Origin of the sequence: Skermanella rosea (genome assembly GCF_016806835.2) — a bacterium.
GTDB lineage: Bacteria > Pseudomonadota > Alphaproteobacteria > Azospirillales > Azospirillaceae > Skermanella > Skermanella rosea.
This window is the reverse complement of record NZ_CP086111.1, coordinates 1,999,457-2,012,143: the sequence shown is the minus strand read 5'-3', so window position 1 is coordinate 2,012,143 and position 12,687 is coordinate 1,999,457. Positions and strand designations below refer to the sequence as shown.

13 protein-coding genes and 1 tRNA gene are annotated in these 12,687 nt (G+C 69.5%); 7 read left to right on the top strand and 7 right to left on the bottom strand.

What is annotated here, in order from left to right:
* The first annotated feature begins 205 nt into the window (after positions 1 to 205).
* From JL101_RS09255 to JL101_RS09245, 3 genes are all read left to right on the top strand, one after another.
* Positions 206 to 1,186: a hypothetical protein gene (locus JL101_RS09255; RefSeq protein ID WP_203100030.1), complete on the top strand. Its 981-nt coding sequence runs from the start codon at positions 206 to 208 to the stop codon at positions 1,184 to 1,186.
* On the top strand, positions 1,183 to 1,620 hold the full coding sequence (locus JL101_RS09250; RefSeq protein ID WP_201071443.1) for a phage holin family protein: 438 nt from the start codon (positions 1,183 to 1,185) through the stop codon (positions 1,618 to 1,620). The genes JL101_RS09255 and JL101_RS09250 overlap by 4 nt, the downstream gene beginning before the upstream one ends.
* Positions 1,621 to 1,722: 102 nt before the next feature.
* Entirely contained in the window at positions 1,723 to 2,520 is a 798-nt protein-coding gene (locus tag JL101_RS09245; protein WP_203100028.1) for a hypothetical protein, read from the top strand.
* Between the two features lie 87 nt (positions 2,521 to 2,607).
* Here the strand turns inward: JL101_RS09245 and JL101_RS09240 are convergent, their stop codons facing one another.
* Complete coding sequence (locus tag JL101_RS09240) at positions 2,608 to 3,417, bottom strand: HpcH/HpaI aldolase family protein (protein WP_203100026.1); 810 nt, start codon at positions 3,415 to 3,417, stop codon at positions 2,608 to 2,610.
* A 46-nt stretch (positions 3,418 to 3,463) separates the two neighbouring features.
* Entirely contained in the window at positions 3,464 to 4,612 is a 1,149-nt protein-coding gene (locus JL101_RS09235) for a glycosyltransferase family 4 protein (protein ID WP_267133564.1), read from the bottom strand.
* Between the two features lie 98 nt (positions 4,613 to 4,710).
* On the opposite strand from JL101_RS09235, the gene JL101_RS09230 reads away from it, so the two are divergent.
* On the top strand, positions 4,711 to 5,067 hold the full coding sequence (locus JL101_RS09230) for a hypothetical protein (protein ID WP_203100022.1): 357 nt from the start codon (positions 4,711 to 4,713) through the stop codon (positions 5,065 to 5,067).
* 13 nt (positions 5,068 to 5,080) lie between these two features.
* Positions 5,081 to 5,155: transfer RNA gene (locus JL101_RS09225), tRNA-OTHER, on the top strand.
* Between the two features lie 17 nt (positions 5,156 to 5,172).
* Here JL101_RS09225 and JL101_RS09220 read toward each other — a convergent pair.
* The 3 genes from JL101_RS09220 to galE are packed head-to-tail and all read right to left on the bottom strand — an operon-like array spanning position 5,173 to position 7,820.
* Positions 5,173 to 6,213, bottom strand: a complete 1,041-nt coding sequence (locus JL101_RS09220) for a GNAT family N-acetyltransferase (RefSeq protein ID WP_203100020.1) — start codon at positions 6,211 to 6,213, stop codon at positions 5,173 to 5,175.
* A gap of 7 nt (positions 6,214 to 6,220) precedes the next feature.
* On the bottom strand, positions 6,221 to 6,805 hold the full coding sequence (locus tag JL101_RS09215) for a methyltransferase domain-containing protein (RefSeq protein WP_203100018.1): 585 nt from the start codon (positions 6,803 to 6,805) through the stop codon (positions 6,221 to 6,223).
* Position 6,806: 1 nt separating this feature from the next.
* On the bottom strand, positions 6,807 to 7,820 hold the full coding sequence (galE, locus tag JL101_RS09210; protein ID WP_203100016.1) for a UDP-glucose 4-epimerase GalE: 1,014 nt from the start codon (positions 7,818 to 7,820) through the stop codon (positions 6,807 to 6,809).
* Between the two features lie 302 nt (positions 7,821 to 8,122).
* On the opposite strand from galE, the gene JL101_RS09205 reads away from it, so the two are divergent.
* Complete coding sequence (locus JL101_RS09205; protein ID WP_203100014.1) at positions 8,123 to 9,304, top strand: glycosyltransferase; 1,182 nt, start codon at positions 8,123 to 8,125, stop codon at positions 9,302 to 9,304.
* The gene (locus JL101_RS09200; protein WP_203100012.1) at positions 9,301 to 10,458 is read left to right on the top strand and encodes a glycosyltransferase; all 1,158 of its coding nucleotides are present in this window, start codon (positions 9,301 to 9,303) and stop codon (positions 10,456 to 10,458) included. The genes JL101_RS09205 and JL101_RS09200 overlap by 4 nt, the downstream gene beginning before the upstream one ends.
* Positions 10,459 to 10,466: 8 nt before the next feature.
* On the opposite strand, the gene JL101_RS09195 is transcribed toward JL101_RS09200, so the two are convergent.
* Positions 10,467 to 11,432 carry an SDR family oxidoreductase gene (locus JL101_RS09195; RefSeq protein WP_203100010.1) on the bottom strand — a complete coding sequence of 322 codons (966 nt, stop codon included), beginning with the start codon at positions 11,430 to 11,432 and terminating at the stop codon, positions 10,467 to 10,469.
* 138 nt (positions 11,433 to 11,570) lie between these two features.
* Positions 11,571 to 12,677 (bottom strand): branched-chain amino acid ABC transporter substrate-binding protein, encoded by a 1,107-nt coding sequence (locus JL101_RS09190; RefSeq protein ID WP_203100008.1) that lies wholly within the window; start codon positions 12,675 to 12,677, stop codon positions 11,571 to 11,573.
* Between the last annotated feature and the right edge of the window lie 10 nt (positions 12,678 to 12,687).

Sequence of the window (12,687 nt, the reverse complement as noted above, 5' to 3'; positions counted from 1 at the left end):
GGTCAAGCCTTGGGAAACGCCAAAGGTTTACGCATCCGGCGCAGACCTAACCCCTTCGAGGAAAGGTTCCCGGCCGGGAAAGGCGACCCTGCCATCCGGCACCCCTTTGGAACTCAAATCCGTCGCTTGCTGTTCCTTGGGAGATCTTTGGTCAGAATGCGTGAATGAGCGCAACGAAGAACAGCGTCATGAGGAGGTCCTGAATATGGCTACGCGCGACACGAATGGGTCCCTGGGCGGTTCCCCGGGCAGTTCCACCGGGTCGGGGCTGGGCGCCTCCACCACCGGATCGGCCCGCGAGACCGCATCCAACACGGTCGAACAGGCCAAGCAGCAGGTCGGGGAAGAGGGCAACCGGCTCGCCGGCGCCGCCCGCACCCGCGCCCGCTCGGCTTTCGAGCATCAGCAGCATCGCGTCGCCGACAGCATCGGCAGCGTCGCGCAGGCGCTCCACCAGGCCGCCGACCAGCTCAGCGAGCGGAACGAGGACATGGTCGCGCGCTATACCGATACGGCCGCACAGCGTATCGAGCAGTTCGCCGACAGCCTGCGCAACCGCGACCTTGACGACCTGATCGGCCAGGCCGAGCATTTCGCGCGCCGCCAGCCGGAGCTGTTCCTCGGCGGCGCGGTCGTGGTCGGCTTCGCCATCGCCCGCTTCCTGCGCACCTCCGGCAGCCGCGGCGCGCAGTACCGCGGCGGCATGAGCCAGGGCGGCTATAGCGGAAGCTACGGTGGGGGCAGCTACGGCGGCGGCAGCCATGGCCGGCAGACCGGCGGCTACGGCGGCAGCGCCAGCGAATTCGCCCGGCGCGAGACCGGCAGCCGCGGCTACTCGACCGGGACCGGCACCTCGCCGTCTGGCATCGGCGGCACCTCCGCCGGAACCGCTTCGGGAACCATGGCCGGTTCCGCGGGCGCGGCCACGACCGGCTCTCCCGCCGGGACGGCCGGGGTGTCCGGCACGGGAGCCGGCGGCTCCGGCCTGGGCGCTGGAACCGGCAATGCCGGCGGCATCGGCGCGATGCAGCGTAACACTGGTGTCGTCGGGACGTCGGCGCGCGAGGAGCGTTCGACCAGCGGGCTGGGAGGCACGGCGGTTCCGTCTTCCGGAAGCACCGCTTCGACCGTGAAGCCCGACACCGAGAGCAAGGGTACCACTCCGCCGAGGGGGACCACGCCATGACAGGCAGGCCGGACGACAGCTTCCGCGGATACGATGATCCGCAGCGGACTGGTGGCGACCGGCCGCTGACGGGCCTGCTGACCGAGCTCGCCCACGAGACGACCACCCTGGTGCGCAAGGAGGTCGAACTCGCCAAAGTCGAGATGTCCGAGAAGGTGAACCAGGCGACGACCGGAGCGGTCTCGCTGGCCGCCGGCGGCATGGTCGCCTTCGCGGGCGTGATCTTCCTGCTGCTCGCCCTGACCTACTACCTGGCGACGTTGATGGAGCCCTGGCTGGCCGCATTGATCGTCGGCGGCGTCGTGACGGTGATCGGCATCATCCTGGTGTCGATGGGCAAGAGCAAGCTGGCGGCCAAGAACCTCCAGCCGAACCGGACCATCTCGACCCTCCAGGACGACAAGGACTGGGCGAAGGCGCAGATGGGCCGCTGACGGCCCCGCTGGCCGGAACGGCTTGGCCGAACAATCCACAAAGGGCGCGCCTGTCCCATCCCGGGGCAGAGCCGCAGCCCGCAGACCATCAGGCGGAACACCATGAACAGAACCTATTACGAGAGCTACGGCAACTACTCCCACGACGACGAGGACCGCTCGATCCTCAGCAATCCGGTACCGCTGGCGCTGATCGGCCTCGGCGTGGGCTGGCTGGTCTGGAGCAACACCAGCCATCCCGGCGTCGACACCCGCATCCGCGACGCCCGCCGGCGCGCCCGCCAGTACGGCAGCACCGCCCTGCACCGGGCCGAGGAACTGCGCGACCAGGCCCTTCACCGGGCTTCGGAGTTCCGCGACCAGGCGACGAACCGCGCGTCCGAGTGGCGCGACCAGGCCGGCAACTCCGCCCAGTCCATGCGTGACCGCGTCCAAAGCCGCACCGGCGGCCAAGGCCAGGGCTTCTCCGGCTCCGGCTATCCCGGCGGCGACGCCTATGGCGGCACGGGCAGCCAGACCGACTATCGCGAGCGTGCCCGCCAGTACGGCGACCGGGCCTCGCAGCGTGCCCGCCAGGGCTACGGCAGCGTCGTCGGGCTGGTCGACGAGCACCCGCTGATGGCCGGAATCATGGGCATCGCCGTCGGCGCGGTGCTGGGAGCCAGCATTCCCGCAAGCCGCTATGAGAACGAGCTGTTGGGCGAGTACAGCGACGAGTTCTACAGCCGGGCCCGCGAGTTCGGCAGCGAGGCGGTCGACCGTGCCACCAACGTTGTCCGCACCGCCGCCGAAGCGGGTGTCGAAGCCGCCCGGGACGCCGGCCAGGAGGAGGCCGAGAAGCAGGGCCTGACCGCGGAGCAGATGCAGAAGCGCGCCGAGGAGAAGACCGGCAACGCCTGACGCGTCGCGCCGGGCAGACCTCGCCAACGGGGAAGGGCGCCGCCGACCAGCCGGTCGGCGGCGCCCTTTTTCCATCCGGAGCCCGGCTCAGTAGAGTCCGATCGCCTGCCGCTCCGAGGGCGCTTCCGGCGATGTCCCGTGCCCGGTCGCTTCCAGCACCGCCGCACGCGCGCCGGCCGCCATGAGATGGACGTCGGAGCCGCCGGTCACGAACCGGTAGCCCAGCTCGATCATGCGCCGGGCGTAGGCCGCGGAACCGCAATGGATGCCCGGCATCACGCCGCGCGCCGCGGCCCGCTCGCGGATATCCACGATCGCGTCGTACAATGGCGGCTCCGTATGGTCGAAGCCGAACCTGCCGGTCAGGGCGTAGCAGAGATCCGCCGGGCCGACATAGATCGCGTCCAGCCCCGGCGTGCCGAGGATGTCGTCGAGGTTCTCCAGGGCCTCCTTGGTCTCGATCATCGCGAAGACGACGACGTCGGCGTTGGCATGCTCGGGATAATCGCCGCCCGAGGTCAGCATCGCCCGGTTCGGCCCGAAGCTCCTATGGCCCTGGGGCGGGTACCGGCAGGCGCCGACCAGGCGCTCCGCCTCGGCCCTGCTGTTCACCATGGGACAGATGACGCCGGCGGCACCGGCATCGAGTGCCTTCATGATGTATGCCTCGTCCAGCCAGGGCACGCGCACCAGCGGCGCCGTGGCGGTGGTCGAGATCGCGGTCATCATGGCGACCGAGGCGCGGTAATCGATCACGCCGTGCTGCATGTCGACGGTCAGGCTGTCCCAGCCCTGGTGCGCCATGGTCTCCGCCGCATACCCGTCCGGGATCGACAGCCAGCAGTTCAGGGCGCTGCCGCCGTCGCGCCAGATCGAGCGAAGTCTGTTCTCTTTCATGTGTCCTCCCCTTGCAGGGTGGAGCTTAAGGGGTGAGGCCCCCGCGTCAAGCCGGACGTTGCGGCGGCGCCGGACGGCCGAATGCTTCGAAGAGCCGGTCGTACGTCTCCAGCATCGCGCCTTCGCCGTATTCCCGGACCACGCGGGCACGATTGGCGTTGCCCAGTTTGCGGCGGAGCGTGGCGTCGGTCAGCAGGCGGTGGAGCGCCGCGGCCAGCGCCGACTCGTCGTCCCGGTCCACGACGAGGGGCCGGTTTTCGTCGGTGACCATGGCCCTCACGTCGCCGACATCGGTCGAGACCACGGGCCGCGCCGCCGCCATGGCTTCCAGCAGGCTCAGCGGCATTTGCTCGGTGTCGGACGAAATGGCGAAGACGTCCAGCAATCCCAGCGCCCGCTCCGGGTTCATCATGTTGCCCACGAAATCCACCCGATCGCCGATGCCTAGGTCACGGGCGGCAGCCTCCAATGCGGGACGGTCGGGACCGTCGCCGATCAGGACCAGGCGGGCCGGCGGCTCCGGCGGCAGCGCCGCGAAGGCGCGCAGCAGCCGGCCGAAATTCTTCTCGCGGCGGAGCGTTCCGACCGATCCGACCAGCAACTCGCCGGGACGGCGCGGCGGCAGGGCGCCCTGATCCGGCGCTGCCGCGAACCGCGCGCAGTCGATCCCGTTCGGGATGAACCGGACCCGCTGCCGCGGGATCCGCCAGCTCTCCAGCGCGATCCCTTCCAGCAGCCGGCTCGGCACGATCACTTCCGTGGGGCCGGCCAGCGCCACCCGGCGGAACCAGATGCGCCGGCGGAAATGCCGGCCGACCGCCTCGTCCGGCCCGAAGCCGTCCTCGAAATGCAAGTGGGGGCAACGGGCGGGAATGCGGTTCGCCAGCCCCCATTCGACCGCCCCCCAGGCATAGGTCAGCAGCAGGTCGGGCCTCTGATCGCGCAGTACCCGGCGGAAGTGGGCCAGGTTGCGCAGGCTGAAGGCCCTGCCCTTCTCGACCGCCACCGGAAGAACCGTCACGTCCAGGCCTGGGTCCAGCCGGTCGAGGCAATCGGTGTTGCCGTCCACCGCGACGATGGTGTGCCGGTAGCGCCGTCCCAGGCGATTCGCGATCTTGGCGAAACGCATCTGCTGGCCGCCGACCTCGAAGGAAGAAAAGACATGAAACAAATGTGGCGGATCGCGGGTTACCACCTCGGGAACACTTGGGTGGAACTGTGGGGGTGTGGCCCGATCGGCGATTGTCACGGCGTCTCTTCTTTGGCTAGGGTCGCGGCAAGTCAGGAGGCACGATGTTCCACCCGCGGACAAGCCGCAAGAAGCTCGAACAGGTTATCCGGACGCTCGATGCGGCGGCCCGAATTGGTCACGGGACGGATGCCGCCGGCTTCCGTGTCGCCACCATCGGGGAGCGGCGCACCACCGACCGGTACGATGCCCTGATCGAGGCACTGGAACAGGGTATGCGGACGAAGAAGTTCGACCTGTCCCGGGACGACGCCCGGCTACTGGTCACCGCCCTGGACCTCTACAATGTCCGGCGGGCCGACGGCGTCGGCCAGTCCTGGGACGAAGAGGTCGAACAGCTCTTCCAGGAGTTCCAGTCGCTGTTCGCCAAGACCTACGGCGAGGCGCTCTACGCCGCCTGACGGCCCGGATTTCGGGGGAGTAGCTTAATCGGGAAAGCCCTGTCCTCCGGGACAGCAGTTTCAGGTTCAAATCCTGGCTCCTCCACCAACCCTCCCGGAACGGCATCACCGCCCCAGCAGCCGCCGGCGGACTAGGCGCGGCAGATAGCGCCGGAGCGTGTGGGCGGCACCGCAGGCCGTCGTCGGGTCGTACGCGGAGAGCGTCCACCGCTGGCGCCGCCGGGGCAGCCACTCCTTCTTGTAGGGATCATCGCCGCAGCCGAAATCGATCTCCGCGACGTCGCCGGACCGGAACGCCTCGCGCACCATGTGGCGCGTCAGGATCGATCCCGCGGAGAGCTTCCGGCGGTTCTCGGCATAGGACAGCTTGAAGATGGTGGCGCGGCCCCGCCAGACGATCCAGAGCTGGGCGGCAACCGGTTCGCCGTCCACCATAAGCACGCCGACCCGGACGGCGCCCACCTCCAGTCCGGCGCGGATCAGGCTCGGAATGAAGCGCGGATAGGGCTCCGGTTCCTTCCAGGACAAAGCGTGGACGTGCTCGTACAGCTCGGTCGCCCGCTCCGCGTCGGCCGGCGACCGGAAGAGTTCCAGGTCCACCCGATGGCCACGGCGCAACGCCCGTTCCTTGCGCTCGACGGTGTTGCGCAGGCGGGCGTTGCGGCCGTTCCAGTAATCCTCGAAGCTGCCGGCGACGGGGCTGTACCAGTTGCCGAAATCCTCCACCGTCTCGACCAGGTACCCGGCGCGCCCAAGCCCCCGCCGCAGCGCGTCGAGCGTGGCTGCCTCCCCGTCCAGGGCCGAGAACACCAGCCGGGCGGGGCGCGGCTCGCGGCGGCGGACCTGCCGGCCCCACTCCTCGAAGGCTACGGCGGCATCCGCCGTCCCGAACAGGAGCGGACCGAAGCGGCAGGTGTAGTAATTGCCGAGCCAGGACAGCTGCACCCCCCGGAACGGCCCGAGGGCGTCAGGCCGCTCGCGCAGCGGCAGGACCAGCCCTTCCCGGGTGGCCTCCACCGACAGGCGGTCACCGGGGTCCAGGCAGGTTTCGGCGAAGACCCGGTACCACGTGGCGGTATCGTAGAAGTCCCCGTCCGGAACGTCGGACAGAACGGCGCCGAGGCTGGCCGGATCGCGATGTATCACCGGACGATCAGAGCTTGCACCCGACCACATTGTACTCCGGCCCGAACGGCAGGAACGGAACGGCCCCGCCATACCGGACCGCCACGTTCCAGAACCCTGCGTCCCTGACCGCGCGGCGAGCATCGCGGCCGCCCAACGGGCTCTCCCCGCCGGTCGGCTCGAACAGGATGAGCAACCCTTCCGGCTTCAGCACCCTCAGCAGTTCTCCCAGCAGGAGCGGCCGGCCCTCGGGAGACGCTTCCGTCAGGGCGCCGAAACCGGTGACGACGTCGAAGCTGTCGGGGGCATAGGGCACCCTGGTCCCGTCGAAGCGCCGGTAATGGGCAAGTCCGCCGAAGCGTGCGAGGGCGGGCGAAGGACGCTCCGGCTCCAGGCAGACGAGGCGGACGCCGCGGAACAGGCTGCGATACCAGGGCACCGCCTCGGCATTGCCCACCGCGATGTCCAGGATCCCGCTGGAGCCGGGGAAAAGCTCCCGCAGGTCCTGCGTCAGGCGCAGGATCTCGCGCACGCGGCGCTCCGCGCGGGCTTCCTCGTCGTACAGATCGAGCCGCGCGGCGCGGGCGCCGAGCGCGAAGTCCTGGATCGACATGTCAGGAGGCCCGGCGCGCCTTGGTGTCCTCGGCGGAGCGGCGCTCCCAGGCGAGGGCCGTTTCCACCATTTCCTCCAGGCTGTCATGGGCGGGCTTCCAGCCCAGCAGCTCGTGGATCCGGTCGGCCTTGGCGACCAGGGCCGGCGGATCGCCGGCGCGGCGCGGCGCGTCGTCGACCGGAAGCGGGCGGCCGATGACCTTCTCCACCGCCTTCAGCACCTCGCGCACCGAGAAACCCCTGCCGTAGGCGCAGTTGACCAGCAGGTTGCCGCCCTTCCCGACCAGGTGGCGCAGCGCCAGCACATGGGCGTCGGCCAAGTCCGAGACATGGATATAGTCGCGGATGCAGGTGCCGTCGGGCGTGTCGTAGTCCGTCCCGAACACGGAGATCGCGGGGCGCAGCCCCAGCGCCGCCTGGACCGCCACCTTGATCAGGTGCGTCGCGGCCGGGGTGTTCTGGCCCGCCCGGCCGGCCGGGTCCGCGCCCGCCACGTTGAAATAGCGGAGGATGCCGGTGTTCAGCCCGTGGGCCGCCGAAGCGTCGCGCAGCATATGCTCGGTCATCAGCTTGGACTGGCCGTAGGGATTGATCGGCCGGGTCGGCGCCTCCTCGTCGATCGGATAGGCCTCGGGCTCTCCATAGACGGCGGCGGTCGAGGAGAAGATGAAGTGCTTCACGCCCAGGCGTACGCAGGTCTCGATCAGGCCCAGGCTGTTCTGGGTGTTGTTGCGGTAATACTTCAGCGGTTTCTCGACCGATTCCGAGACCACGATGCTGCCCGCGAAATGCATGATCGCGCCGACCTGGAAGCCGCGGATCACTTCCGCCACGTGCTCGGTATCGGCGATGTCGCCTTCGATCAGCGGGATGCCGTCCGGGACGGCCGACCGGATGCCGGTCGAGAGATTGTCGAAGACGACGACCGGGAAACCGGCATCCTGCAGGGCCAGCACGGCATGGGATCCGATATAGCCGGCGCCGCCGGTGACCAGAACGACCGGATTTTCGTCCATCAGGCTTTCCTAGAGAGTAATGGATTTGACACAATCAAGTGCTCATTCGCCATTATCGCGCCTGAGCCTCGATATCTGAAGAACGCGAAGGAATACCGGAAAAATTCATTCACCCTGCAGCGTATCAAGGGCTTATCCCAATGCGCCGGCATTGCACGGCAGCCTGATACTTCGGCGGTAACCCTCTATAGGGAGGCTTGCGATACGTCCTGGTTCAGGTACGTACTTCCCCCGCTCCGGTATCTGCATTTCCGGATTTCAACGTTCTTCATGCCCCGCCAGGGGATCACCAGGGTGCAGCCATGCATCGGGAAACATCGCCGACCGTTCCCAGCCCCCCGCGGTTCGACCCGCCGCGCTCGCGCCTGGTCGTCTTCAGCGACGATTGGGGGCGCCACCCCAGCAGTGCCCAGCATCTCGTCCGGCATCTCCTGCCGCGCTTCGACGTGGACTGGGTCAATACCATCGGCACCCGCCGACCCGGCCTGACGCGGGCCGACCTGGGGCGCGCGCTGGAGAAGGCGGTTTCATGGGTCCGGCCGGCCGGTGCCGCCAAGCCGGCGGCTCCGGAAGGGCCCGCTCCCCGGGTCCATTCTCCGGTCCACTGGCCGGGCTTCAAGAACCGGGCCGAGCGCGCGCTGAACCGGCGGCTTCTCCGGCGGGCGCTGGCCCCCGTGCTGGAGCGCGACCCCACCCCGGCGGCCGTGATCACCACGGTGCCGATAACCGCGGATCTGGCCGCCGAGTTTCCCGGCCTGAACTGGATCTACTACTGCGTGGACGATTTCGCCGAATGGCCGGGGCTGGACGGCGGGACCCTGCGGACCCTGGAATGCGACCTGCTGAACCATGCCTCCGGCGTGATCTGCGTCTCCGAGGTGCTGCGCCAGCGCCTGTCACGCCTGGGGTTCGACGCGCAGATCCTGACCCACGGCATCGACCTGGACCACTGGAGCGGCGTGCGCCGCCGCCCCCTCTGCGGACCGGGGCGGCGCCCCATCGCGCTCTACTGGGGCCACGCCGACCGCAGGCTGGATGCCGACATCTGCCTGACCTTGGCCGAGACCTGCGACCTGAGGATGGCCGGCCGGCACGACGACGTGGACGAGCGGCTGGCCCGGAGCCCCGCCGTCACATGGCTCGGCCCCGTCCCCTATGACCGCCTGCCGGACCTTGCGGAGGATGCCGACGTGCTGGTGATGCCCTATGCCGACCTGCCCGTCACCCGGGCCATGCAGCCCTTGAAGCTGAAGGAGTATCTGGCGACCGGCCTGCCGGTGGTGGCGACCCCCCTCCCCGCCAACCGGGCCTGGGCGGACGCCCTGGACCTGACCGCCGACCCGACCCGCTTCGCATCCCTGTGCCTCCATCGGGCGCGCCGCTCCCTGCCGGAGGCCCAGGCGCGGGCCCGCACCCGCCTCGCCGGGGAAGGCTGGGACGCCAAGGCGGCACAGTTCGAACGCTGGATCACGGCATCGTCATGAGCGTCACCGCCCCCCTCGATGCCGCCCCCGCCGATGACGTCACGGTGCTGCATACCCGGATCGTGACCGGGACCGGCGGCGGGCCGGAAAAGACCATCCTCAATTCGCCCCGCTACATGCGCGGCACCGGCTACCGCGAACTGGCCTGCTACCTGCGCCCGCCCGGCGATCCGGGTTTCGAGGTGCTGCGCAGGCGGGCGTCCGCCAAGGACTGCCCGCTGATCGAGGTGGACGACGCCTCCGCCTTCAGTCCGGCGAGCCTGCGCCGCCTGGCGGCGGTCTGCCGGGAGAACGACGTCAAGGTCTGGCACGGCCACGACTACAAGACGAACCTGTTCGGCGTGCTGCTGAAACCGCTGCTCGGCTTCAAGTTGGTGACGACGGTCCACGGCTGGGTCAAGCATACCTCCAAGACGCCGCTCTATTACGCGATCGACCGCTGGACGCTGCCGCGCCACGACCAGGTGATCGTGGTGTCGTCCGACCTGTACGAGCGCTGCCGCGCCGGCGGCGTCCGGGAGGACCGGCTTCACCTGATCGAGAACGCCATCGACACGGAGGATTTCCGCCGGTCCGGCCCCGCCGCCCTGGCGCCGGAGCGCGGCCGTCTGCCACCTGGGCGCCTGCTGGTCGGCGCCGTGGGGCGGCTGTCCGCCGAGAAGGGGTTCGACCTGCTGATCCGGGCGGTCGCGGCCCTGATCGACGAGGGCCTGGACCTGGAACTGTGGATCGCCGGCGAGGGCGAGGAGAAGGCGGCGCTGGAGGGCCAGGCCGCCGCGACGGGCCACGGCGACCGGATCCGCCTGCTGGGCTTCCGGGCCGACACGGTCGGGCTGTTCGAGTGCTTCGACCTGTTCTGCCTGTCCAGCCTCCGCGAGGGCCTGCCCAACGTGGTGCTGGAGGCGATGGCGATGGAAGTCCCGGTGCTGGCGACCCGGTGCGGCGGCATCGACAGCTTCGCCCGAGACGGTGCCGACATGCTGACGGTCGAAGCCGGATCGGCCGAAGCCCTGGCCGGCGGCCTGCGTCGCCTGGCCGGGGATCCGGAGGCGCGGCACCGGCTCGCCCGGGCGGCCCGGCGGCGGATCGAGGCCGAGTTCAGTTTCCGCCGCCGCATGGACCGGATGGCCGAGGTCTACGGCCTGCTCTGGTGAGACCCGCTTCAGCGGCGCGCGGCGAACACCCCGGCGGCGATCACCCCGGCCGCGGCCAACCCCGCGAGCATCAGGGGCTGTGACCCGCTTGCCTGCTGCCGGTAGCCGCCGGAGGCGCCGGTCCCCTGGGGCACCGGCCTGAACAGCGAGCCGTGGGTATAAGGCGACGGCGCCGCCCGCCGGAAATAGCGCCGCAGGCCGCGCGCCATCACTTCCTCCGTCAGGGCCGGCGCCAGGGTATGGGCCAGCTTGGTCAGCGGAGCCAGCGCGCCGACGCTGACGCCGCGCCGGGGGCGCAGCGCCAGCCCGACCATCGCGTCGGCCACCCGCTCGGGCGAGACCAGCGGCGATCCGGGCTTCAGCTCCTTGCCCATGTAATTGCCGCCGTGCTGGTATCCCGGCGTGTCGATCACCGCGGGAAACACGTTGCAGACATGGATGTCGGGCCACTCCTCCAGCTCGAGCCGCAGGCTCTGGGTGAAGCCTTCCAATCCGAACTTGCTCGCGGCATAGGCGGCGGCGAAGGGCGGCGCGATCCACGCGCCGAACGAGATATTGGTGATCAGCGTGCCGTGGCTCTGCCCCAGGAAATAGGGCAGCACGGCATGGGTGCCGTTCATGCTGCCGAACAGGTTGGTCTCGATCACCTGGCGATGGGAGGCCATGGGCACGTCGGCGAACGGCCCGACCAAGCCGATGCCGGCATTGTTGATCCAGACGTCGATCTCGCCGAACCGCTCGACCGCCTCCTCCGCCAGCAGGCGCATGTCGTCCAGTTCGGTCACGTCGGACGGAATGGCGATCACGTCGGCGCCGTAGCTCCGGCACTCGGCGGCAACCTCGTCCAGCGCCTCGTCGCGCCGGGCGGCAAGGGCCAGGTTGGCGCCCTGCCGGGCGAAGGCGACGGCGGTCGCCCGGCCGATGCCGCTCGAAGCACCGGTGATGACGACCGTGGAATTCCGCAGGCTGCGCATGGGATGCCTTTCTGTCTTGGATAGGATTCCCATGACAACAGCGCTGGCGGCCGTCCATCCCGTGGAAGCCCTTCCAGCGGAGGGGCGACGTCCCGCCGCCCAAGTGCGCGGGACGCGCACCCTCCCCGGTGGGCAGGGCTATCGCGCCGACACCTGCCGGTACTTCCCGTCCTGCCAGGAGTACATGACGTAGGCGGGCTTGGTCAGGTCGCCCTTGTCGTCGAAATCCAGCGTCCCGATCACCGTGTCGAAGGTCCCTTCGCGGAGCGCGTCGGCGACCGCGTCCGGCTCGGGTTCGCCGGCCGCCTCGATGCCCTGGGCCAGCACCTGCAAGGCCGCGTAGCTGTACAGCGTGAAGAAGGCCGGGTCGATGTTGTCCGCGCGGAGCTGCTCGATCACGGGGGCGGCGGTCGGGTTGGCGGTCGGGTCCGGGCTGAAGGTGAACAGGGTGCCGGCCCCGCTCTCCCCGGTGATGGCCCAGAAGTCCGGGTTGGACAGGCCGTCGCCCGCGACCAGCACGGCGTCCATGCCGGCGTTGCTCATCTGGCGGACGATCTGGCCCGCTTCCGCGTGGTAGCCGCCGAAATAGACCGTGTTCACGCCTTCCGACTTCATCTTGGTGACCAGGGCGGAGAAATCGCTCTCTCCCGGATTGACCGAGCCGGTCATGACCGGCTGGATGCCTTTCTCGGCGAGCCGCTTGGCCGTGGCGTCGGCCAGCCCGCTGCCGTAGGCCTGCTTGTCGTGGATGATCGCGACCTTGGGGTTCTGGACCTGCGCCGCGATATGGTCGGCGGCCACCTGCCCCTGCTGGTCGTCGCGCCCCGCCACCCGGAAGACGTTGTCCAGGCCGCGCTCGGTCAGCACCGGCGCGGTCGCGGTCGGCGAGATCATGATGATCCCCTCCTCCGAATAGACGTCGGAGGCCGGCACCGACGGTCCGGTGCACATGTGGCCGATGACGAACTGGATTCCGTCGTTGACGATCTGGTTGGCGGCGGAAACGCCCTGCTTGGGGTCGCAGGCGTCGTCATAGACCTTGACGCTGATCTCCTCGCCGTTGATCCCGCCCTTGGCGTTGATCTCCTTCGCGGCGGCTTCGACGCCGCTGCGCATCTGCTCGCCGAACGATGCCATGGAACCCGTCACGGCGGTCACGACGCCGACCTGGATCTCCGCCTGCGCGGCTCCCGCGGTCGTGGCGAGCATCGCGAGGGCCGCGAGGGAAACGGATGTCCTGTACATCTCTGATGGC

Excerpts from the sequence above, each read along its gene's own strand:
- JL101_RS09240 (WP_203100026.1), bottom strand. The coding sequence starts at position 3,417 with ATGAAAGAGAACAGACTTCGCTCGATCTGGCGCGACGGCGGCAGCGCC.
- JL101_RS09205 (WP_203100014.1), top strand. The coding sequence starts at position 8,123 with ATGCATCGGGAAACATCGCCGACCGTTCCCAGCCCCCCGCGGTTCGAC.
- JL101_RS09195 (WP_203100010.1), bottom strand. The coding sequence starts at position 11,432 with ATGCGCAGCCTGCGGAATTCCACGGTCGTCATCACCGGTGCTTCGAGC.
- galE (WP_203100016.1), bottom strand. The coding sequence starts at position 7,820 with ATGGACGAAAATCCGGTCGTTCTGGTCACCGGCGGCGCCGGCTATATC.
- JL101_RS09250 (WP_201071443.1), top strand. The coding sequence starts at position 1,183 with ATGACAGGCAGGCCGGACGACAGCTTCCGCGGATACGATGATCCGCAG.
- JL101_RS09190 (WP_203100008.1), bottom strand. The coding sequence starts at position 12,677 with ATGTACAGGACATCCGTTTCCCTCGCGGCCCTCGCGATGCTCGCCACG.
- JL101_RS09230 (WP_203100022.1), top strand. The coding sequence starts at position 4,711 with ATGTTCCACCCGCGGACAAGCCGCAAGAAGCTCGAACAGGTTATCCGG.
- JL101_RS09215 (WP_203100018.1), bottom strand. The coding sequence starts at position 6,805 with ATGTCGATCCAGGACTTCGCGCTCGGCGCCCGCGCCGCGCGGCTCGAT.
- JL101_RS09245 (WP_203100028.1), top strand. The coding sequence starts at position 1,723 with ATGAACAGAACCTATTACGAGAGCTACGGCAACTACTCCCACGACGAC.
- JL101_RS09200 (WP_203100012.1), top strand. The coding sequence starts at position 9,301 with ATGAGCGTCACCGCCCCCCTCGATGCCGCCCCCGCCGATGACGTCACG.
- JL101_RS09255 (WP_203100030.1), top strand. The coding sequence starts at position 206 with ATGGCTACGCGCGACACGAATGGGTCCCTGGGCGGTTCCCCGGGCAGT.